Origin of the sequence: Serpentinimonas raichei (genome assembly GCF_000828895.1) — a bacterium.
GTDB lineage: Bacteria > Pseudomonadota > Gammaproteobacteria > Burkholderiales > Burkholderiaceae_C > Serpentinimonas > Serpentinimonas raichei.
On the sequence record NZ_AP014568.1, the window covers coordinates 1,854,639 to 1,876,081 of the forward strand.

Annotated in this window: 20 protein-coding genes and 1 tRNA gene; 16 read left to right on the forward strand and 5 right to left on the reverse strand. The window is 67.5% G+C overall.

Annotation, left to right across the window (positions count from 1 at the left end; translation table 11 throughout):
• The first annotated feature begins 27 nt into the window (after positions 1 to 27).
• The 7 genes from SRAA_RS08695 (at position 28) to icmF (ending at position 8,393) form a co-directional block, all read left to right on the forward strand.
• Positions 28 to 879 (forward strand): 3',5'-nucleoside bisphosphate phosphatase, encoded by an 852-nt coding sequence (locus tag SRAA_RS08695; protein ID WP_045533586.1) that lies wholly within the window; start codon positions 28 to 30, stop codon positions 877 to 879.
• Positions 879 to 1,766: a DMT family transporter gene (locus SRAA_RS08700; RefSeq protein ID WP_052467533.1), complete on the forward strand. Its 888-nt coding sequence runs from the start codon at positions 879 to 881 to the stop codon at positions 1,764 to 1,766. Before SRAA_RS08695 ends, SRAA_RS08700 begins: the two co-directional genes overlap by 1 nt.
• Before the next feature lie 194 nt (positions 1,767 to 1,960).
• Positions 1,961 to 2,596 (forward strand): L-threonylcarbamoyladenylate synthase, encoded by a 636-nt coding sequence (locus SRAA_RS08705; protein ID WP_045532167.1) that lies wholly within the window; start codon positions 1,961 to 1,963, stop codon positions 2,594 to 2,596.
• Between the two features lie 22 nt (positions 2,597 to 2,618).
• Positions 2,619 to 3,287: a site-2 protease family protein gene (locus SRAA_RS08710; protein WP_045532169.1), complete on the forward strand. Its 669-nt coding sequence runs from the start codon at positions 2,619 to 2,621 to the stop codon at positions 3,285 to 3,287.
• Positions 3,288 to 3,315: 28 nt separating this feature from the next.
• On the forward strand, positions 3,316 to 4,659 hold the full coding sequence (locus SRAA_RS08715) for a tryptophan--tRNA ligase (RefSeq protein WP_045532171.1): 1,344 nt from the start codon (positions 3,316 to 3,318) through the stop codon (positions 4,657 to 4,659).
• 76 nt (positions 4,660 to 4,735) lie between these two features.
• Positions 4,736 to 4,826 (forward strand) — tRNA-Ser (locus tag SRAA_RS08720).
• Between the two features lie 174 nt (positions 4,827 to 5,000).
• Positions 5,001 to 8,393 carry a fused isobutyryl-CoA mutase/GTPase IcmF gene (icmF, locus tag SRAA_RS08725; RefSeq protein WP_045532173.1) on the forward strand — a complete coding sequence of 1,131 codons (3,393 nt, stop codon included), beginning with the start codon at positions 5,001 to 5,003 and terminating at the stop codon, positions 8,391 to 8,393.
• A 25-nt stretch (positions 8,394 to 8,418) separates the two neighbouring features.
• On the opposite strand, the gene SRAA_RS08730 is transcribed toward icmF, so the two are convergent.
• A complete protein-coding gene (locus SRAA_RS08730) occupies positions 8,419 to 9,033 on the reverse strand; it encodes a 5-formyltetrahydrofolate cyclo-ligase (protein WP_045532175.1) in 615 nt (204 codons plus the stop codon).
• A 9-nt stretch (positions 9,034 to 9,042) separates the two neighbouring features.
• Here SRAA_RS08730 and SRAA_RS08735 point away from each other — a divergent pair, with 9 nt between their 5' ends.
• The 4 genes from SRAA_RS08735 to SRAA_RS08750 all read left to right on the forward strand — a co-directional run bounded on the left by SRAA_RS08735 (position 9,043) and on the right by SRAA_RS08750 (position 13,913).
• On the forward strand, positions 9,043 to 11,133 hold the full coding sequence (locus SRAA_RS08735) for a lytic transglycosylase domain-containing protein (RefSeq protein ID WP_082039994.1): 2,091 nt from the start codon (positions 9,043 to 9,045) through the stop codon (positions 11,131 to 11,133).
• Positions 11,134 to 11,173: 40 nt separating this feature from the next.
• A complete protein-coding gene (locus tag SRAA_RS08740; RefSeq protein ID WP_029462872.1) occupies positions 11,174 to 12,121 on the forward strand; it encodes a complex I NDUFA9 subunit family protein in 948 nt (315 codons plus the stop codon).
• Between the two features lie 45 nt (positions 12,122 to 12,166).
• A complete protein-coding gene (locus SRAA_RS08745) occupies positions 12,167 to 12,532 on the forward strand; it encodes a metal-sensitive transcriptional regulator (protein ID WP_082039995.1) in 366 nt (121 codons plus the stop codon).
• A 61-nt stretch (positions 12,533 to 12,593) separates the two neighbouring features.
• Positions 12,594 to 13,913, forward strand: a complete 1,320-nt coding sequence (locus SRAA_RS08750) for a multifunctional CCA addition/repair protein (RefSeq protein WP_029462870.1) — start codon at positions 12,594 to 12,596, stop codon at positions 13,911 to 13,913.
• 27 nt (positions 13,914 to 13,940) lie between these two features.
• On the opposite strand, the gene SRAA_RS08755 is transcribed toward SRAA_RS08750, so the two are convergent.
• Positions 13,941 to 15,083, reverse strand: coding sequence for a class I SAM-dependent methyltransferase (locus tag SRAA_RS08755; protein ID WP_029462869.1), 1,143 nt, complete (start codon positions 15,081 to 15,083; stop codon positions 13,941 to 13,943).
• A gap of 147 nt (positions 15,084 to 15,230) precedes the next feature.
• Between SRAA_RS08755 and SRAA_RS08760 the strand changes: the two genes are divergently transcribed.
• The 4 genes from SRAA_RS08760 (at position 15,231) to ttcA (ending at position 18,070) form a co-directional block, all read left to right on the forward strand.
• Positions 15,231 to 16,061, forward strand: coding sequence for an SDR family oxidoreductase (locus SRAA_RS08760; protein WP_029462868.1), 831 nt, complete (start codon positions 15,231 to 15,233; stop codon positions 16,059 to 16,061).
• On the forward strand, positions 16,058 to 16,498 hold the full coding sequence (locus SRAA_RS08765; RefSeq protein ID WP_045532176.1) for a dihydroneopterin aldolase: 441 nt from the start codon (positions 16,058 to 16,060) through the stop codon (positions 16,496 to 16,498). Before SRAA_RS08760 ends, SRAA_RS08765 begins: the two co-directional genes overlap by 4 nt.
• Complete coding sequence (locus SRAA_RS08770; RefSeq protein ID WP_045532178.1) at positions 16,495 to 16,890, forward strand: dihydroneopterin aldolase; 396 nt, start codon at positions 16,495 to 16,497, stop codon at positions 16,888 to 16,890. The genes SRAA_RS08765 and SRAA_RS08770 overlap by 4 nt, the downstream gene beginning before the upstream one ends.
• Positions 16,891 to 17,095: 205 nt before the next feature.
• Positions 17,096 to 18,070, forward strand: coding sequence for a tRNA 2-thiocytidine(32) synthetase TtcA (gene ttcA / locus SRAA_RS08775; RefSeq protein ID WP_082039996.1), 975 nt, complete (start codon positions 17,096 to 17,098; stop codon positions 18,068 to 18,070).
• On the opposite strand, the gene SRAA_RS08780 is transcribed toward ttcA, so the two are convergent.
• Positions 18,049 to 19,026: a chemotaxis protein gene (locus tag SRAA_RS08780; protein WP_045532179.1), complete on the reverse strand. Its 978-nt coding sequence runs from the start codon at positions 19,024 to 19,026 to the stop codon at positions 18,049 to 18,051. The two genes, ttcA and SRAA_RS08780, sit on opposite strands and share 22 nt — an antisense overlap.
• A 91-nt stretch (positions 19,027 to 19,117) precedes the next feature.
• Here SRAA_RS08780 and SRAA_RS08785 point away from each other — a divergent pair, with 91 nt between their 5' ends.
• The gene (locus SRAA_RS08785) at positions 19,118 to 19,756 is read left to right on the forward strand and encodes a histidine phosphatase family protein (protein ID WP_045532180.1); all 639 of its coding nucleotides are present in this window, start codon (positions 19,118 to 19,120) and stop codon (positions 19,754 to 19,756) included.
• A gap of 31 nt (positions 19,757 to 19,787) precedes the next feature.
• Here SRAA_RS08785 and ruvB read toward each other — a convergent pair whose 3' ends face one another.
• Both ruvB and ruvA read right to left on the reverse strand, forming a co-directional pair.
• Positions 19,788 to 20,846 carry a Holliday junction branch migration DNA helicase RuvB gene (gene ruvB / locus SRAA_RS08790; RefSeq protein ID WP_045532182.1) on the reverse strand — a complete coding sequence of 353 codons (1,059 nt, stop codon included), beginning with the start codon at positions 20,844 to 20,846 and terminating at the stop codon, positions 19,788 to 19,790.
• Between the two features lie 10 nt (positions 20,847 to 20,856).
• The gene (gene ruvA / locus SRAA_RS08795; RefSeq protein WP_045532184.1) at positions 20,857 to 21,441 is read right to left on the reverse strand and encodes a Holliday junction branch migration protein RuvA; all 585 of its coding nucleotides are present in this window, start codon (positions 21,439 to 21,441) and stop codon (positions 20,857 to 20,859) included.
• Between the last annotated feature and the right edge of the window lie 2 nt (positions 21,442 to 21,443).

Below are 21,443 nucleotides of genomic sequence, written 5' to 3' on the forward strand. Positions count from 1 at the left end.
TAGCCGTGGGCCTAGAATGCTAGTCCCATGCCCACCCTCAACGCCGACCTGCACTGCCACTCCACCGTCTCCGATGGCACGCTCACGCCCGAGGCGCTGGCGGCGCGCGCCAAGGCCAACGGGGTCGAGCTGTGGGCGCTCACCGACCACGACGAAATCAGCGGCCAGCAGCGCGCCCTCGATGCCGCGCGCGCGCTGGCGCTGCCCTACCTCACCGGCACCGAAATCTCGGTCAGCTTTTGCGAGCTCACGGTGCACATCGTCGGGCTGGGTTTTGACCACCACAACGCCGCGCTGCTGCAAGGCTTGCAGCGCACCCGCTGCGGCCGCAGCGAACGCGCCCAGGAAATGGCCGAGCAGTTGCGCCGCGTCGGCATTCCCGGTGCTTTTGAGGGCGCGCTCAAATACGTGAGCAACCCGGAGCTGATCTCACGCGCCCACTTTGCCCGCCACCTGGTCGAAGCCGGGGTGTGCAAAGACATGCAAGAGGTGTTTCGAAAATACCTCACCGATGGCAAACCCGGCTTCGTGCCGCACCGCTGGGCCAGTCTGCGCGACGCGGTGCGCTGGATCGTCGAGGCTGGCGGGGTGGCGGTGATCGCGCACCCGGCGCGCTACAACCACGGCCCCACCCAAGAATACGCCCTGTTCAGCGAGTTCAAGGCCCACGGCGGGCAGGCGGTGGAAGTGCTCACCGGCTGCCACAGCAGCGCCGAAGCGGCCCAGTATGCCGAGATGGCGCTCGAATTTGGCCTGGCGGCCTCGCGCGGCTCCGACTTTCACGGCCCCGGCGAGAGCCACTGCGACCTCGGTGCCCTGCCCCCCCTCGACGCCCGCCTGCGGCCGGTGTGGGAACTGCTAGTCGAGCGCGTGCACTGATGCCGAGTCTGCAAACGGCCAGCGCCCGAACGCTGCTGGGGATCGCTTTTCTGGTGCTGGCGGTGGCCTGTTTTGCGCTGCTCGACGCCACCGTCAAGGTGCTCAGCGCCACCATCTCGGTGCTGATGGTGGTCTGGTTTCGCTACGCCTTTCAGGCCGTGGTCATGGCCGCCGTGGTGCTGCCCACCCGCGGCTGGCGCTCGCTGGCCACGCGCCAGCCGCTGCGCCACGCCCTGCGCGGGGTGCTGCTGCTGGCGGTGAGCATTTTGAGCTTTATCAGCGTGAGTTATATGCCGCTGGGCGAGTTCACCGCCATCATCATGCTCACGCCGCTGGTGGTCACGCTGCTGGCCGCCGTTTTTCTGCGCGAAGCGGTGAGCCGCCTGCGCTGGCTGCTGGTGCTGGGCGGCTTTTGCGGCGCGCTGCTGGTGATCCAGCCCACCGGCTACACCCTGGGCTGGTTTGTGCTGGTGCCGCTGCTGATGGTGTTGCTCTACGCCGTGTTCCAGATTCTGACCAGCCGCATGGCGCGCAGCGAAGACCCGCTCACGCTGCACTTCTACACCGGCTGGACCGGCGCGCTGCTGATGACGCTGGCGCTGCCTTGGGTCTGGCAGACCATCCCCGACCTGCGCACGCTGGCGCTGCTGTGTCTGGCCGGGCTGTGCGGCACCGTGGGGCATTTTTTGTTCATTCAGGCTTTTGCGCGTGCGCCGGCCTCTACCTTGGCCCCCTATATGTATTTGCAAGTCGGCTTTGCGCTGCTGCTGGGTTGGTTGCTGTTTGCGCACATGCCGGGCCTGTGGGCCTTTGTCGGCATCGGGCTGATCGTGCTGTGCGGGGCCACGCTGGCCTGGCTGACGGCGCGCACCCCCAAAGTGGATTAATAATCCGAGACTGTCCATTAGGCGCACCTACCGGTGCTGTTTGGGTGCAAGCGGCGCATGGGCGGCCAGTTTCGCCCTTCTTCGTTGTCCATAGCACCGGCTATGGACGCCTCTGTCAGGTCAAAACTACCTCGCCCTTGCATCCACCTGCCCGCCAAACCCTAATGGACAATCTCGGATAATCCCTCGCCCCGATGTCGCAATTTTTCCAGCTCCACCCCGACAACCCGCAGCCGCGTCTGCTCAAGCAAGCGGTGCAGGCGCTGCAACAAGGCGGCGTGCTGGCGCTGCCGACCGACTCCAGCTACGCGCTGGCCTGCCACCTCGACGACAAAGACGCAGTCGAGCGGCTGCGCCGCATCCGCGGCGTCGATGCCAAGCACCCGCTCACCCTGCTGTGCCGCGACCTGAGCGAGCTGTCCAGCTACGCACGCGTCAACAACGCCCAGTTTCGCCTGCTTAAACTCGGCACCCCCGGCCCTTACACCTTCGTGCTCGAAGCCAGCAAAGAGGTGCCGCGGCGCCTGAGCCACCCGTCGCGCAAGACCATCGGGCTGCGCGTGCCCGCACACCACGCGCTGCAGCGGCTGCTGGAGCTGCACGGCGCGCCGCTGCTGGCCACCACCCTGATCGAGCCCGGTGCGACCGAGCCCTTGAACGACGCGCACGAAATCCGCCAGCGCCTTGAGCACCAGTTGGCCGCCGTGATCGACGCCGGGGCCTGCGCCATGCAACCCACCACGGTGCTCGACCTCAGCCCCATGACCAGCGGCGACGCGCCGGTGCTGCTGCGCCAAGGCCAAGGCAGCCTGGCCGCGCTGGGGCTGTGAGGCGCTAACGGACAATACGCCCATGGACATCGCCGCCATCCTTCAAACCATCGCCGTCTTTGCGCTGCCGGTGCTGTTTGCCATCACCATCCACGAAGCCGCACACGGCTACGCGGCGCGCCACTTTGGCGACCCGACCGCCTGGATGCTCGGGCGCATCACGCTCAACCCAGCCAAACACATCGATCCGCTGGGCACCATCGCGCTGCCGCTGCTGCTGCTGTTTGCCACCAGCGGCGCCTTTCTGTTTGGCTACGCCAAGCCAGTTCCGGTGAACGCGGCGCGGCTGCGCCGGCCCAAGACCGATATGGTCTGGGTGGCGCTGGCCGGCCCGGCCTCCAACGTGGTGCAGGCGCTGCTGTGGGTGATTTTTGGCTACTTGCTGCTGGCGCTGGGCCTGCACGAGCCGTTCCTGCTCGAAATGGCGCAGGCCGGGCTGCTGGTCAACCTGGTGCTGTTCGTGCTCAACATGCTGCCGCTGCCGCCGCTCGACGGCGGGCGCATCCTGGTCGGGCTGCTGCCGCCGCAGCCCTCGCAAGCCGTGGCGCGCATTGAACCCTTTGGCTTCATCATCGTGCTGGTGCTGCTGTTCACTGGCCTGCTCGGCACCTACTGGCTGCGCCCGCTCATGGCGCTCTCGGACCAGCTCATCCAAACCCTGCTCACACCGCTGCGCTGGCTGCTGCTGTGAGCCTCAAACGCACTTACTCCCCCACACCATGCGCGTCCTCACCGGCATCACCACCACGGGCACCCCGCACCTGGGCAACTACGTCGGCGCCATTCGGCCTGCGCTGCGCTCCAGCCAGCGCAGCGATGTCGATGCCTACTTCTTCTTGGCCGACTACCACGCCCTGATCAAAACCGACGACCCGGCGCGCATCCATCGCTCCACGCTGGAACTGGCCGCCACCTGGCTGGCCTGCGGCCTAGACCCCGAGCGCGTGACCTTCTACCGCCAGTCCGACATCGCCGAAATCCCCGAGCTCACCTGGCTGCTCACCTGCGTCTGCGGCAAAGGGCTGCTCAACCGCGCCCACGCCTACAAGGCGGCGCTGGATAAAAACGCCGCCAGCGGCTCCGACCCCGACGAGGGCGTGACGGCCGGCCTGTTCATGTACCCGGTGCTGATGGCGGCCGACATCCTGCTCTTTAACGCGCACCAGGTGCCGGTCGGGCGCGATCAGGTGCAGCACATCGAAATGGCGCGCGACATCGCCGCCAGCTTCAACCACCACTACGGCGCGCACTTCACCCTGCCCGAAGCCGTGGTGGACGCCCAAGTGGCCACCCTGCCCGGCCTAGACGGGCGCAAGATGAGCAAGAGCTACGACAACACCATCCCGCTCTTTGCACCGCCCGAGCAGTTGAAAAAGCTGATTTTCGGCATCGTCACCGACTCGCTGGCACCGGGACAGCCGAAGCAGACCGAGGGCTCGGCGCTGTTCCAGATCTACCAGGCCTTTGCCAGCGCGGACGAGAGCGCCGCACTGGCATGCGCCTACGCCCAAGGCATAGGCTGGGCCGAGGCCAAGCAGATGCTGCTTGAGCGCATCGAGCGTGAACTCGCCCCGCTGCGCGCGCGCTACCTAGAGCTGATGGCGCAGCCGCACGAGGTGCAAGCGCAACTGCAAGCCGGTGCCGCCAAGGCGCGCCGCAGCGCCACCCCCTTTGCCCAGCGCCTGCGCCAAGCCGTGGGGCTGCGGCCGCTGGCGGGTGCGGAGGCTGGGGCTGGTTCGGTGCCTGCGGATGCTGCGCCCGGCACCAAGGCTGCGGCCTTGGCGGGCAGCGCCCCTGCCCCCAAACCCGCCTTGCCCACGTTCAAGCAATACCGCGAGCCCGACGGCCAGTTTGCCTTCAAGCTCACCGACGCGCGCGGCCACCTGCTGCTGCAAAGCCAGGGCTTTGCCACCCCGCAACAGGCGGCACTAGCCATTGCCCGCCTCAAGGCCGCTGGCTACGCCGCCAGCCCCGAGCTGCATCCGCTGCTGCGCTTGGGCGAAGGCGCAACAGGCGCTGAAGCTGCCGAAGCCGCCTTGGAGGCGCTGCGGGCGGCCAGTTAACGCGCGCCCCCCGATGACCGCCTCACACCGCGCATGACTCGCTTTAGAGCCTGCTAGAATCAGTGGCTCGACAGCCGGAGAGATGGCAGAGTGGTCGAATGCGCCGGACTCGAAATCCGGTATACGGTTTCACCGTATCGAGGGTTCGAATCCCTCTCTCTCCGCCAGCGCTTGCAACCCACCCAAGACCCGTCTTGCGTGGGTTTTTTGTTTTGCCAATGCGCGCTGCACATTCCGGGTCGAATCTAATTGACGTTTACGTAAACGTCAATTAAAGTGCGAGACTTCACAATCGAGGCCGCCACGCCACGCCTGCGCGGCCACACCGGAGACCGCCGACCATGACCGACCTGCACGCCGACTTCAAGGCCCTGGCCGAATACCGACCGCGCCACAAGGTGCGTTTCGTCACCGCCGCCAGCCTGTTCGACGGCCACGACGCCGCCATCCACATCATGCGCCGGCTGCTGCAAAGCATGGGGGCCGAGGTGATCCACCTTGGGCACAACCGCTCGGTCGATGAGGTGGTCACGGCCGCCTTGCAAGAGGATGTGCAGGGCATCGCCATCAGCTCCTACCAGGGCGGGCATGTGGAGTATTTTCAGTACATGGTCGATCTGCTGCGCCAGCGCGGCGGCTCCCAGGTGCAGGTGTTTGGCGGCGGCGGCGGCGTGATCGTGCCGAGCGAAATCCGCACCCTGATGGACTATGGCGTGGCGCGCATCTACAGCCCCGAAGACGGGCAGCGCATGGGCCTGGCGGGCATGATCGGCGAGATGCTGATGCGCTGCGACCGCGACCTGAGCGCCGAGGCGCCGCAGACGCTGGCAGCGCTCGAGGGCCACGGCGACGCCGCCTGGCGGGCGCTGGCGCAGCTCATCACGGCGCTGGAGAACCGCTCGGCCCCAGCGGAACTGGTGCAGCAGTTGCACCACGCCGCAGCAGGCCGCCAGGTGCCGGTGCTGGGCATCACCGGCACCGGCGGGGCGGGCAAATCCTCGCTCACCGACGAGCTGATCCGGCGCCTGCGGCTGGACCAGGGCGACGCGCTGCGGGTGGCGCTGATCAGCATCGACCCCTCGCGGCGCAAAAGCGGCGGCGCGCTGCTGGGCGACCGCATCCGCATGAATGCCATAGGGCCGTGGCACACCACAACCCCCGTTCGCCCTGAGCCTGTCGAAGAGCCCACCGGGCGCGTGGGCGAGGCTTCGACCAGCTCCGCCCGAACGGAAGATTCTGGCCAGCGCGTCTTCATGCGCAGCCTGGCCACGCGCGACTTTGGCAGCGAAATCAGCGCCGCCCTGCCCGATGTGCTGGCGGCGTGCAAGGTGGCGGGCTTCGATCTGATCATCGTCGAGACCTCGGGCATCGGCCAGGGCGACGCCGCCATCGTGCCGCTGGTCGATCTGCCGCTGTACGTGATGACGCCCGAGTTCGGCGCCCCCAGCCAGCTCGAAAAAATCGACATGCTGGACTTTGCCGAGTTTGTGGCCATCAACAAATTCGACCGCAAGGGCGCGCTCGATGCGCTGCGCGATGTGAGCAAACAGGTGCAGCGCAACCGCCAGGCCTGGAGCCAGAGCCCGGAGCAGATGCCGGTTTTTGGCACCACCGCCAGCCGCTTCAACGACGACGGCGTGAGCGCCCTCTACCAAGCGCTCAAACCGCGCCTGGTCGCACTCGGCCTGCTGCTGCCGCTGGGCGCGGAGGGCGGCCGCCTGCCGCCCGTGAGCGTGCGCCACAGCTCCAACCAGTCGCCGGTGCTGCCGCCAGCGCGCACCCGCTACCTGGCTGAGATCGCCGAAACCGTGCGTGGCTACAAGCAGCAGGCGCGGGCGCAGGCGCGGCTGGCGCGCGAAATCCAGCAACTGCGCGCCGCTGCGGCCATGCTGGGTGCCGATAGCACGCACCGCCCCAATGCCGCCAATGCTGCGCTGAAACTGGCCGAACAGCGCGAGCAGCGGCTGGACCCGGCGGCGCGCAAGCTGCTGGCGCAGTGGCCGGCGATGCAGCAGGCCTACGCCGGCGACGAATACGTGGTGAAAATCCGCGACCGCGAAATCCGCACCGCGCTGGTTCACACCACGCTCTCGGGCAGCAAAATCCGCAAAGTGGTGCTGCCGCGTTACGAGTGCGAGGGCGAAATCCTCCAGTGGCTGCTGCTCGACAACGTGCCCGGCAGCTTCCCCTACAGCGCCGGCGTGTTTGCCTTCAAGCGCGAAAACGAAGACCCCACCCGCATGTTCGCCGGCGAGGGCGACGCCTTTCGCACCAACCGCCGCTTCAAGCTGCTGTCGCAGGGCATGGAGGCCAAGCGCCTGAGCACCGCCTTCGATTCGGTCACGCTCTACGGCGCCAACCCCGACCCAAGGCCCGACATTTACGGCAAGGTGGGCAACAGCGGCGTGAGCATCGCCACACTCGACGACCTCAAGGCGCTCTACGACGGGTTTGATCTGTGCAACCCGAGCACCAGCGTGTCGATGACCATCAACGGCCCGGCCCCGACCATACTGGCGATGTTCATGAACACCGCCATCGACCAGCAGCTCGATAAGTTCAAGGCCGACAACGGGCGCGAACCGACCGACACCGAAGCCGCCAAAATCCGCGCCTGGGTGCTGGCCAATGTGCGCGGCACGGTGCAGGCCGACATCCTCAAAGAGGACCAGGGCCAGAACACCTGCATCTTCAGCACCGAGTTCAGCCTGAAAGTGATGGGCGACATCGCCGAGTGGTTCGTGCACCACGATGTGCGCAATTTTTACTCGGTCAGCATCAGCGGCTACCACATCGCCGAGGCCGGGGCGAACCCGATCAGCCAGCTCGCCTTCACGCTCTCCAACGGCTTTACCTTCGTCGAGGCCTATTTGGCGCGCGGCATGCACATCGACGACTTTGCGCCCAACCTGAGCTTCTTTTTCAGCAACGGCATGGACCCGGAATACACCGTGCTGGGCCGGGTGGCGCGGCGCATCTGGGCCGTGGCCATGCGCGACAAATACGGCGCCAACGAGCGCAGCCAAAAGCTCAAGTACCACGTGCAGACCAGCGGCCGCTCGCTGCACGCGCAAGAGATCGCCTTCAACGACATCCGCACCACGCTGCAAGCGCTGATCGCCATTTACGACAACTGCAACAGCCTGCACACCAACGCCTACGACGAGGCCATCACCACGCCGACCGAAGAATCGGTGCGCCGCGCCATGGCGATCCAACTCGTCATCAACCGCGAATGGGGCCTGGCGAAAAACGAGAACCCGAACCAGGGCGCTTTCATCATCGACGAGCTCACTGAGCTGGTGGAAGAGGCGGTGCTGGCCGAGTTCGAGCGCATCAGCGAGCGCGGCGGCGTGCTGGGCGCGATGGAAACCGGCTACCAGCGCGGGCGCATCCAAGACGAATCGATGCACTACGAGCACCTCAAGCACAGCGGCGCCTACCCGATCATCGGCGTCAACACCTTTCGCAACCCGCACGGCGACGCGCTGCCGACGCAGATCGAGCTGGCGCGCTCGTCCGAGGCCGAAAAACAATCGCAACTGCAACGCCTAGAGGCGTTCCACGCCCGCCACGCCGAGCAGGCCCCGGCCCTGCTCCAGCGCCTGCAGCAGGCGGTGATCGACAACCACAACGTGTTCGAACTGCTGATGCAGGCGGTGCGCGTGGCCTCGTTGGGGCAGATCACGCAGGCGCTGTTCGAGGTGGGCGGGCAGTACCGGCGCAGCATGTGAGCGCGGCCGGGGCACGCCGCGGGTTTCAGTCCAGCGGCCAGACCGCGCCGTTGTCGTTCAAGATGGCGTCCAGCGGCCAGTCGTGCGGCTCGGGCTCGAGTTCGGGCAAGAAGCCCAGCGTGTAGGCCAGCCCCACGGTGTAGGGGCGCGGCTGCAACTGCGCCAGCGTGCGGTCGTAAAAGCCGCCGCCGTAGCCCAGCCGGTAGCCGCCCGGCCCGTAGCCCACGCAGGGCACGAACAGCAGCGTGGGCGCGATGCGCTCGGTGCCCTTGGGCTTGGGGATGTCGTAGGCGTCTTCTTCCATCGGACAGCCCGGGTACCAGCGGTGAAAGCTCAGGGTTTTGCTGGCCTTGTCGATCACCGGCAGCCCTATTTTGCGCTCGCGGCTGGCCCCCAGCGCGTCGGCCTCGCGCCCGGCTTCCTGCCAGCGAAACAGCGCCGGCAGCGGGTCGAACTCGCCTTTGATCGGCCAGTAGGCGCCTATGGCGGTGTCGGGCCGATCGACCAGCCACACACGCATGACGCGCTGTAGCGCCTCGTTGCGCGCCAGCCGGTCGCCCAAGCGCAGACGCTGTTCGATCAGGTGCTGGCGCCACTGGGTTTTGCGCGCCGGCTGGTCAAGAGGGCTTTTGTTGTCCATAATCGGCGAATGCAAAAATTGTGCGTGGATCGGAGCGCTGCGGCGCGGCGGCTGCTGCCTTGGGCAGCGTTCATCTTACTGCCTCTGGCGGCGGGGGCCACTGCGTTTCCTGCAACACCGCCGCCACCCGCTGCCACTTCTGCGACCGCTGCGGCCCCTGCACTCAACGCCGCCGACCGGGTGCTGCTCGACATGGGCCGCGCCTTCGAGCGCAACGACACCCAGCGCCTAGCGGCCCTGCTGCCGCAAGTGGCCGGACACCCGCTGGAGCCGCTGGCCGGCTACTGGGAGCTGTCGGCGCGGTTGCAAAGCGCCAGCCACGAGGAAATCCGCACCTTCTTGCGGCGCTGGAGTGGCACTTTTTATGAAAACCGGCTGCGCACCGATTGGCTGATCGAACTCGGCCGCAACCGCAACTGGGGCACTTTCAACGAAGAGCTGCCGCTGTGGCGCCCGAACAGCGAGCGCGAGCTGCGCTGCCTCATTCTGGCCGCGCCCGGGCCGCGCACAGCGGCCGAGCGCGCCGCCCAACTGGCCCCGCTGTGGCTGGGCCAAACCCGCGCCGACGAAGGCTGCGCATTGGCCGCCCAGCAGTTGCTGGCCAGCCGCGCGCTCGCGCCCGAGGTGGCGTGGCAGCGCGCCCGGCTGGCCGCGGAAGGCAACCAGCGCGCCATCGCCACCCAGGCGGTGCGCTTGGTCGCCCCCGACCGCGCCGCCGATGTGGCGGGTATTTTGGAAAACCCGGCGCGCTTTCTGGCGGCACCCGCCTCTGCGGCGCACACGCGCGAACTGGCCACGCTGGCCCTGATCCGGCTGGCCATGAACGACCCGGCGGCAGCGGCCGAGCAACTGGGCAGCGTGCGCTGGCGCACCCAGCTCGGCCCCGAGGAGCAAAGCTGGGTGCGCGGCGTGATTGGCCGGCGCCTCACGCAGCGCCTCGATGCCGACGCGCTGGAGCACTTTGGCCGCGCCCAAGTCGAGCACCTGCACGACGAGCACCTGATCTGGAAAACCCGCGCCGCCCTGCGCGGCGGCAACTGGGGCATGGTGCGCGAGGCCATCATGGCCATGAGCCCGGCGCAGCGCGAGCAGCCCGCCTGGAGCTACTGGCTGGCGCGCGCGCTGATCGAGCGCGCCCGCAGCGCCCCGGCGGCGCAGGCGGTACAGATGCGCCAGCAAGCCCAAGACCTGTATCAGCGCATCGCCGGCGTGGGCAGCTTTTACGAGCAACTCGCCCTGGAGGCTCTGGGTCAATCCATCACCACGCCGCCCGCCCCCGCCCCCCTGACGCTGGCCGAAGTCGCCGCCGCGCGCAGCAACCCCGGCTTGCAGCGCGCCCTGCACGCCATCGCCATCGGCTTGCGCACAGAGGGCGTGCGCGAGTGGAACTACCAGACCATCACGCACCCGCCCGGCGGCCTGAGCGACCGTGAGCTGCTGGCCGCGGCCGATTTCGCCTGCAGCCGCCAAGTCTGGGACCGCTGCATCAGCACCAGCCTGCGCACCCGGCAGGAAGTCGATCAGCGCCAGCGCTTCCCCATGCCCTTTCGCGAGCAAGTGGTGCAGCGCAGCCGCGAGATTGGGCTCGACCCGGCCTATGTGTTTGGCCTGATCCACCAAGAAAGCCGCTTCGTTATGGATGCGCGCTCGCACGTGGGCGCCTCTGGCCTGATGCAGGTCATGCCTGCCACGGCGCGCTGGACCGCGCGCCAGATCGGGCTGCGCGACTTTCAGCCCGAGCAGATCAACGACCGCGATACCAACATCGTGATTGGCACCGCCTACCTCAAGCTGGCGCTGGAGAACTTCGACGGCGTGCGCGTGCTGGCCGCAGCCGCCTACAACGCCGGTGCCGGGCGGCCGCGCCTGTGGCGCAACGGCCCGGTGCTGGAGGCCGCGATCTGGATCGAGAACATCCCCTTTGCCGAAACGCGCGATTATGTGCAGCGCGTGCTGGCCAATTCCACCAACTACGCCGCCCTCATCAGCGGGCAGCCGCAGCGCTTGAGCGACCATCTGCCGCCCATTGGCCCGCGTGCAGCCAATGCCGGCAATGCGGCCAGCGCCCCCAGCGCAACCACCACAGCGGCCCGGCCCTGATGCGCGCACCGGCCCCTGCAACCCCACTCTGATCGACCCCATGAACAACGTCCTGATCCTAGGCGGCACCGGCTTCGTTGGCCGCCACCTGTGCGAGCGGCTCAACCGGGCCGGCATTCGCGCCACCGTGCCGACCCGACGCCTGCGCAACGCCCAGGCGGTGCAGACGCTGCCGCTGGTGCAACCCCTCGAAGCCGATGTGCACGATGCGCAAGCGCTGGCGCGGCTGCTGCCCGGCCACGACGCCGTGGTCAACCTGATCGCGGTGCTGCACGGCAGCCGCCAGCGCTTCGAGCAGGTGCACGTGGAGCTGCCGCGCAAGCTGGCGCAAGCCATGCAAGCCAGCGGCGTGCGCCGCCTGGTGCACGTGAGCGCGCTTGGGGCCAGCGCCAACGGCCCGTCCGACTACCAAGCCACCAAAGCCGCGGGCGAGGCGCTGCTGCAAAGCGCCGGGCTGGACCTCACCATCTTGCGCCCGAGCGTGATCTTTGGCGCCGAAGACCGCTTCCTCAATCTCTTTGCCACGCTGCAAAAGCTGTTCCCGATCATGCCGCTGGCGGGTGCACAGGCGCGGCTGCAACCGGTCTGGGTCGGCGATGTGGCGCAGGCGCTGCTTTACTGCCTGCAACACCCGGCCACCAGCGGCCAGATTGTCGAGTGCGCTGGCCCCGAAGTCTTTACCTTGGCCGACTTGGTGCGGCTGGCCGGCAGGCTAAGCGGCCATGTGCGCCCGGTGCTGCCCTTGCCCATGGCGCTGGGCCACTTGCAGGCGGCGCTGTTGCAGTGCCTGCCCGGCGAGCCGCTGCTGAGCCGCGACAACCTGCGCTCGCTGCAAGTGGACAACGTGGCCAGCGGCAAACTGCCGGGCCTGCAAGCGCTGGGCATCACACCCCAAGCGCTGGAGCCGCTGGCGGCGCGCTACCTGGAACAAGCCGGCCGCGCCGACCCGCTGCTGGCGCTGCGGCAAAATGCGGCCAAGCGCAAATAAAACCTACGCTCCACCCTATACCCTACCGCCCTACCCCAGCCCACCATGAGCAAAAGCACCACCAAGTCGGCCAGCAAAGCCGCCCTGCCAGCGCCCGCCACCCTGCCCACAGCGCCGCCAGCGGACTTGATCCCAGCCCCCACCGAACCGATCTCGGCGCACCGCGCCCAGCACCAGCGCGTCATAAGCAACCGCTTGCGCCGCATCGAAGGCCAGGTGCGCGCCTTGGTGCATATGATCGACGAAGGCCGCCCCTGCGAAGACATCGCGCAGCAAATGGCCGCTGCCCGCAAGGCACTCGACAAAGCCTTTTACCGCATGATGGCCTGCTCCATGATGGAGGCCGTCGGCGGCTCGGACGCCGAAAACGACCTCGAACGCTCCACCCGCATCCTGGAAAAATACGCCTGAGCGGCTATCGGCCAGCCCGTGCACGCTGATGCGGCCCGATTGCGCTCCTAGCACCCACCCGATGCAAATCTACCTCGTCGGCGGGGCCGTGCGCGACGGCCTCTTGGGCCACTACCACCTGGCGCACCGCCGCCCCGACGGCAGCGTGCACGCCGACCGCGACTGGGTGGTGGTGGGGGCCACGCCCGAGCAGATGCGGGCGCAGGGCTACTTGCCCGTGGGGCGCGACTTCCCGGTGTTCCTGCACCCGCATACGCACGAGGAATACGCGCTGGCGCGCACCGAGCGCAAGACCGCGCGCGGCTACCACGGCTTCGATTTTTACGCCGACCCGACGGTGTCTATCGAGCAAGACCTGGGACGGCGCGACCTGAGCATCAACGCCATGGCGCTGCCCGCCGCTGCGCTCGACGCCGAGGGGCGCTTCGACCCGCACAGCCCGGCGTTGATCGACCCCTACGGCGGCCGCGCCGATTTGCAAGCCAAGGTGCTGCGCCACGTCACGCTGGCTTTTGCCGAAGACCCGGTGCGCATCTTGCGCATGGCGCGTTTTGCCGCCCGCTGGAGCGATTTTCAGATCGCGCCCGCAACCTTGGCCCTGATGCAGCAGATGGTGGCGCACGGCGAAGCCGACCACTTGGTGCCGGAGCGGGTCTGGCAGGAGCTGTCGCGCGGCCTGCTGGAGCCGCGCCCCTCGCGCCTGCTGACCGTGCTGCGCCAGTGCGGTGCGCTGCGCGTGCTGCTGCCCGAAGTCGATGCGCTCTGGGGCGTGCCACAGCGCCCCGAACACCACCCGGAAGTCGATACCGGGGTGCACCTGGAACTGGTGCTCGACATGGCGGCGCGACTCGGGGCGGGGCTGGAAGTGCGCTACGCCTGCCTCTGCCACGACCTCGGCAAGGGCAGCACCCCGGCCGAGCTGCTGCCGCGCCACCACGGGCACGAGCAGCGCAGCGCCAAGTTGGCGCAGGCCATCGGGCAGCGCTGGCGCGTGCCGCGCGACTGCCGCGAACTGGCCGACGTGGTGGCGCGCGAGCACGGCCATATCCACGCCAGCTTGGGGCTGGGCGCGGCGGCCACGCTGCGCCTGTTGCAGCGCTGCGATGCGCTGCGCCGCCCCGAGCGCTTCGAGCAAGTGCTGCTGGCCTGCGAGGCCGACGCGCGCGGCCGGCTCGGCCACGAGTCCAACGCCTACCCGCAGGCGCAGCGGCTGCGGCTGGCCTTGCAGGCGGCGCTGGCGGCCGACACCGCCACGGTGGCAACGGCGCTGCAGGCGCAGCCCGGGCTGAACCCGCGCACCAGCGGCCCGCAGATCGGGCGCGCTATCGAAGCGGTGCGCGAGGCCGCCATCGAGGCGGCCTTGCTGGTGGCAACCCCCTAAGCCGCCCACCAAGCCACCCGCAGCGCCTCAGAGCGTGTGCGTCCGATCCCCCACCCGCAGCCCCGAGGGCAGCCAACCCTGCTGCAACGCCGCCGGGGCCAGCGCCAACACCTTGAACAGCTCGCCCATCTCGTGTTCGTTCACCAGCCGGGCGGCGGCGGCGCGTTCGGCCAAGCCCCAGTCTGCCGCACCCTCGAACAGCCCGGCATTGATTAAAAAGCGCCCCTGGCTGGTGTAGCCCAGCACCTCCAAACCGCCCTGCTGCGCCGCCAGCGCAATGCCTGTGAAGTTCACATGCGCCGTGATGTCTTTCAGCCCCACCTCGGCCAGCGGGTCGGCGTCGGCGCGGTGGGCGCGGTGGCACATCAGGGTGCCGCCGCTGCGCTGCGGGTGGTAGTACTCGGCCTCGGGGAAGCCGTAGTCGATGAAAAACGCCACCCCGCGCTGCCAGCGCTCGGCCAAGGTGGCGATGAAAGCCTCGGCCTGCGGGTGGATTTCGCACAGGTAGTCGTGCTCGCCAGGGATTTGCAGCGGCGGGCGCAAGTCCGTGGGGCGATCCGCCCAATCAAAGGTCTGCGCACCATGTGCCGAAGGCGGCCCCCCAGCCAACCCCACCCCGCGCTCATGCCAGACCCCGCTGCGGCGGCACAGCAACTGCACCGGCATCGCATCGAGCACCTCGTTGCCCAAGATCACCCCCTGCATCTGCGGCGGCAAGGCATCGGCCCAGGCCACGTGCGGGGCAAAGGCCGCCAGCCGCTGCTGCTGGCGCCCGCGCAGCTCGGCGGATAGCTCGACCAAGGTGTAGCGCGCCAGCGCCACCCCGTCGGCCTGCAATTGCTGCAGCACCTGCTGCGCCAGCGCCCCGCTGCCGCCGCCAAACTCCCACACCTCATCGGTGCCGCTGGCCTGCAGCGCCTGCGCCACCTGGCGCGCCAGCGTGCGGCCAAAGGCCGGTGTAAGCTCCGGCGCGGTGACGAAATCGCTGCCGCTGGCCGGCATGGCCCCAAACTTGCGCCCCGCGTGCGCGTAGTAACCCAGCCCGGGCTGGTACAGCGCCAGCGCCATGAAACGGTCAAAGGGCAGCCAACCACCAGCCGCCTGAACTTGCTGGCGGATAATGCCGGCCAGTTGTACCGCCGAGGGCTCTGTAAAGGAATCGTTAGTCATGAGATGCAGAAAAGCGCTGTTTGGCCGCCTGGGAAGGGGTTCTGGCGGATGTGCTGGCGGCCGCCCACCCCAACCGCCCACATCGGCCTTGGCCGATTTTCCCGCTTTTTTCGCCGACCCAAGCGGCGCCGTCGCCGGGGGCCAGCCATGAGCCGGCGCGTGCTCATCACCGGCGGCGCGCAACGCCTGGGCGCCGAACTGGTGCAGTGCTTTGCGCGCGCGGGCTGGCAGGTCTGGTGCCATTACCACCGCTCGGCTGCGCAAGCACAGGCTTTGCAAGCACGCTTGCAGGCCGAGGGCTTGCGCATCGAGCTGATTGCGGCCGAACTGGGCGACGAAAGCGCCTTGCGCGCCATGATGGATCACATCGCCGCCCACGGCGGGGCGCTGCAGGCGCTGGTCAACAACGCGGCCCTGTTCGAGCCCGACACCGGGCTGGACTTCAAACCCGATCAGGCCTTGCGGCAACTGCAGGTCAACCTGCTGGCGCCGTTGCTGCTGGGTCAACTGCTGGCGCAGCAGCAAGCCGTCACCGCGCCACAGCCGCTGCAGGCCCGCGCCCAAGCCCAACCACAGACCGGGTCTGCCCCCAGCCCCTGCCTGATCCACATCCTGGATCAAAAAGTCTACAACCTCAACCCCGACTATTTCTCCTACACCCTGTCCAAACAGGCGCTGGAGCGCGCCGTCGCCCTGCAAGCCCAAGCACTGGCGCCCACGGTGCGCGTGTGCGGCGTCGCACCCGGCCTGTTGTACCTAAGCGGGCCGCAGAGCCCGGAAAATTTTCACTTGGCCAGCCGCATCAACCTGCGCCGCCAACCCATAGCCCCGCAAGACGTGGCCAAAACCTGCCTCTTCATGGCCGAAACCCCTTCCATCTGCGGCACCACGCTGTGCGTGGACAACGGCCAACACCTCGTGCCCCTGAACCAGGACGTGATGTTCGCCGTCGATCAATGGCTTGCTGCACACCCATGAATACCCGCACCGCCCCCGCTGCACGCCCCGACGCGCCCCCGCCCAGCCTGCACCACTGCCGCAAGCTGTTTTTGCGCCGCCTCGAGGTGCAGGCCCAGATCGGCATCCACGACTTCGAGCAAGTGGCCCCGCAGCGGCTCTGGATCGACGTCGATCTGTACGTGCCCTACGCCCAAACCACCCCGGCGCGCGATCAGATCGACGAAGTGGTGGACTACGACTACGTGCGCGCCGTGGTGGCAGAGCGCCTGGCCCAAGGCCCGATCGGCCTGCAAGAAACCCTGTGCGACGACTTGGCCCAGCGCCTGCTGGCGCACCCGGGCGTGCAGGCGGTGCGCCTGTCAACCTGCAAGCCCGACGTTTACCCCGATTGCGACGGCGTGGGCGTCGAGGTTTTTCATGCCAAAGCCGAGCACCCAGGGGCCGCATCAGCATGAGCCAGCCACACCGCCCCCTTTGCCCCACCCACGCCGGCACCCAGATCCTCACCCTCACCGGCCTGCGCTTCGACGCCAACTTGGGGATTCTCGATCACGAGCGCAGCGGCCCGCAGCCGATCCGCGTCGATGCCGAACTCAACCAGGGCACGCAGCCGCTGCAGCCGCACGACGACGACATCAGCCACGTGCTCGACTACCGCAAGGTGCGCCAGATCATCATCGACGAGTGCACCGCCGAGCACATGAATCTGCTCGAGAGCCTGATCGGCAAACTGGCGCAGCGCCTGCTGCGGCTGCCGGGCGTGATCGGGGTGCGGGTGCGCATCGCCAAGCTCGAAATCTTTGACGATTGCGAAGTCGCCATTCGGATCGAGAGCGGGCAGTGGTGAGGGCCTTGTGACGCTCTCATCAAGATGAATTTGGTAAATTATGTTAATTTGATAACTTGCCGAACTTATCTATAATCCCTGCCATGAATCCGGTGCGCCGTCCCTTTGCGCCCAGTGCACAGAGCGGGTCGGCGGCATTTGGCAAAACGAGGGTGTTTCGGGTGCGCCCTGACCGCCACCGAGCCTCCGGGAAATAACTCCACCCATGGACCTCGAACGCGAAAACCACAAACTCGAAAAACGCCTGTGCCGCCTGACCGGCCAGGCGATCGCCGACTACCGCATGATCGAGGCCGGCGACCGCGTCATGGTCTGCCTCAGCGGCGGCAAAGACAGCTACGCGCTGCTCGACATTTTGCTCAAACTGCGCCAGCGCGCCCCAATCGACTTCGAGCTCATCGCCGTCAACCTAGACCAAAAGCAGCCCGGCTTTCCGGCCGAGGTGCTGCCCACTTACCTGGCGCAGCTCGGGGTGCCGTTTCACATTGAAACGCAGGACACCTACCGAGTGGTCAAAAAGGTGATCCCGGAGGGCAAAACCCTGTGCAGCCTGTGCAGCCGCCTGCGCCGGGGCATTTTGTACCGCGTGGCGCGTGAACTGGGCTGCAACAAGATCGCGCTCGGGCACCACCGCGACGACATTTTGCAAACGCTGTTGCTCAATATGTTTTTTGGCGCCAAGCTCAAAGGCATGCCGGCCAAACTGGTGAGCGACAACGGCGAGTTCATGGTGATTCGGCCGCTGGCCTACGTGGCCGAGCCGGACCTGATCCGCTGGGCCGAAGTGCGCCAGTTCCCGCTCATCCCCTGCACCCTGTGCGGCAGCCAAGACAATCTGCAGCGCCAGCAAGTGGGCCAGATGCTGCGCGAGTGGGAAAAAAAGCACCCCGGGCGGCTCGACAACATGCTCAAGGCGCTGCAAAGCGTGGTGCCCAGCCACCTGATGGACCGCGAATTGTTCCCCTTCGAGACGCTGCAAACCACGGGCCAGCCCACGGACGATGGCGACACGGTGTTCGATGGCGAGAAGGCGCCCGCAAACGCGGCCAGTCCCGCACAGGGGGTGCCGGTCTCGGTTCGGGTGCATGCGCTGCGCCAGCCGCGCCCCGCCACGGGCAGCGCGTGTGCCGCGCCACCCGATCCAACGCAAGCGCAGACTCAGGCCAGCACCGCCTCGTAGCCTGCCAGCGCCTGACGCAGCGCCACATCGAGCTCGCGTGCGGCAAACTTGGCCACGTAGGCGTCGGCCCCGGCGCTGCGCACGTGTTGCTCGTTGGTGTCGCCGGTGAGCGAGGAGTGGATCACCACCGGCACGCCGCGCATGGCTGGGTCTTTTTTGATGTTGCGCGTGAGCGTGAAGCCGTCCATCTCGGGCATTTCGAGATCGGTCAAGACCAGTGCCACGCGCTCGTTCAACTCCAGCCCTTGGGCCTTGCATTCGGCAGCGATGGCCTGCAAGCGGTCCCAAGCTTCTTGGCCGGTCTTGGTCATCTCGTAGGGCAGCTTGAGCGCCTTCAACTCCTGCTCGATCATGGTGCGCGCCACGAACGAGTCGTCGGCGGCCAGGATGATCGCGCCGGGACGCAATTTAAGCTCAGGGCCGCTGGAGTTGGCCTTCAAATTCACTTCCTCAGTCGGCAAAATGCGCTGCAAAATCGATTCCACATCCAAAATCTGCGCCAGCCGGGTGCTGTTTTTGTCGCCATCGAGGCGCGCGATGCTGGTCACGTAGCCGCGCGCCATGGCTTCGTCGGCCGACAAAATCTGCTTCCAGTCCAGCCGCACGATGTCTTCCACCGACTCGGCCGCAAAGGCCTGCGTGGTGCGTGCGTACTCGGTCACCAGCATGATGTTGAGGCCGGTCTTGGGCACGCAGCCCACCACGGCCGGCAGGTCGATCACCGGGATCACCTGGCCGCGCAGGTTCACCACCCCGAGCACGTGCTGCGGCGCACCGGCCATGGCTGTGACCGCGGGCATGGCCACGATCTCGCGGATTTTGAACACATTGATGCCAAACAGCTCGGAGCGCTCGCTGCCCTTGGCGTCGCCAAGCCTGAACAACAGCATCTCGAACTTGTTGGAACCGGTCAGGTTGGTGCGTTCGTCGATCTCTTTTTGGGCAGCAGTGGGCATAAAAACTCCTCGTGGCGACAGCACCGCGCCATCCCCGTTACCATTCTAGGGCTTGCCGATCTGCTGTCGGCTTTTTTTAGGGGACACAAGCGTGCACTGCACCCGCATTTTGGCGATCCGGCACGGCGAAACCGCCTGGAACCGCGACAACCGCATCCAAGGCCAGCTCGACATCGAGCTCAACATGACCGGCCGCTGGCAGGCCGAACGCACCGCCGAGGCGCTGCGTGGTGAGCCGCTGGGGGCCATTTACAGCAGCGATTTGTTGCGCGCCGCCGACACCGCCGCTGCCATCGCCCGCGCCCAGGGCCTGAGCACGCAACTGCACCTGGGCTTGCGTGAGCGCCACTTTGGCGTCTGCCAAGGCAGCCGCTGGAGCGAACTGGAAACCACACAGCCCGAGCTCACCGAGCTTTGGCGCCGCCGCGTGCCCGACTTCGCCCCGCCGGGCGGCGAGTCGCTGCTGGCGCTGCGCCAGCGCGTGCTGCAGGCGCTGGAAGAAGTGGCGGCGGCGCACCTGGGGCAGCAGATCGTGATCGTCACCCACGGCGGCGTGCTCGATACCCTGTACCGGCTGGCCACTGGGGTGGAGCTGCAAGCGCCACGCACCTGGCAGTTGGGCAACGCCGCCATCAACCGCCTGCTCTGGAGCCCGCAGGGGCTGCGGCTGGTGGGCTGGTCCGACACCCTGCACCTCGACGCCGCTCCGGTCGATGAGCCGCTGAGCTAAACAGCGCCGACGGCCGCCTCCAAAACCCAGCTCATTCGGCCGCAAACAGGTCGTGGGCGGCGCTCGGCGCTGCCAGCCCCAAGTGCCGGTACGCGGCTTGGGTGGCGATGCGCCCGCGCGGGGTGCGCTGCAGGTAGCCTTGCTGGATCAAATAGGGCTCGATCACGTCCTCGATGGTGCCGGGCTCCTCGCCGATGCTGGCGGCGATGTTGTCCAGCCCCACCGGCCCGCCGTCGAATTTGTGGATCAGCGCCTCCAGCAGCTTGCGGTCCATCAAGTCAAAGCCGAGCGCATCGACGTCGAGCATGGCCAGCGCGCGCTGCGCCGTGTCTTCGGTGATGCGGCCATTGCCCTTGACCTCGGCGTAGTCGCGCACCCGGCGCAGCAGCCGGTTGGCAATGCGCGGCGTGCCGCGCGAGCGGCGCGCGATCTCGAAACCGCCCGCAGCGTCGAGCGGCACCTGGAGCAAGGAGGCGCTGCGGCGCACGATCAGCTCCAGCTCCTCGGGGCTGTAGAACTCCAGCCGCGCCACGATGCCAAAGCGATCGCGCAGCGGATTCGTGAGCATGCCCGCGCGCGTGGTTGCCCCCACCAGCGTGAAGGGCTGCAAATCGAGCTTGATCGAGCGCGCCGACGGCCCTTCGCCGATCATGATGTCGATCTGGTAGTCCTCCAGCGCCGGGTACAAAATTTCTTCCACCACCGGCGAGAGGCGGTGAATTTCGTCGATGAACAGCACATCGTTGGGCTCCAGGTTGGTCAGCAGCGCCGCCAGGTCTTTGGGCTTTTCCAGCACCGGGCCGCTGGTTTGGCGCAGGTTCACGCCCAGCTCATAGGCGATGATGTGGCTGAGCGTGGTTTTGCCTAAGCCCGGCGGGCCAAACAGCAGCACGTGGTCGAGCGCCTCGCGCCGCTTCTTGGCCGCACCAATGAAAATCTCCAACTGCTCGCGCGCTTTCGCCTGCCCCACGTACTCGGCCAGCCCCTTGGGGCGCAGGGCGCGCTCCAGCGCCTCCTCGCGCGGGCTCTCGGGCTGCGCCGACACGGCGCGCCGGGGGGCGGGGGCGAAGTCGTCGGTTTCTATGCTCATGCGTGGCCCCTTAGCGCGCCAGCGCTTTCAGCGCCAGCTTGATGCCCTCACTCACCCCCAGCTCGGGCGGCAGCGCTTTGAGCGCAGCGGCGGCCTCGCGCTCGTTGTAGCCCAGCGCCAGCAGCGCTTGTTCGATGTCGGCCTGCGCCGCGCTGGCGGGCAGCGTGCGCCCAGCGGACAGCGGCCCCAGATCGGCCCCGAGCTTGCCCTTGAGTTCGAGCAGCAGCCGGTCGGCGGTTTTTTTGCCTACGCCGGGCACCTTGATCAGGCGCGCACCGTCTTGCGCCGTGACCGCCTGCGCCAGCTCGGCCACGCTCAAGCCCGACAAAATCGACAGCGCGAGCCGCGGCCCGATGCCCGCGATCTTGATCAACTGGCGAAAAGCCAAGCGCTCTGGCGCCGTGGCAAAGCCGTACAGCAGGTGCGCGTCTTCGCGCACCACCTGGTGCGCCAGCAGCGCCACCGGCGCGCCCAAGGCGGGCAGGCCGTAGAAGGTGCTCATCGGCACCTCGAGCTCGTAGCCCACGCCGTGGCAGTCGATCACGATCTGCGGCGGCGATTTTTCCAACAGGGTGCCGCTTAATTTGCCTATCATTG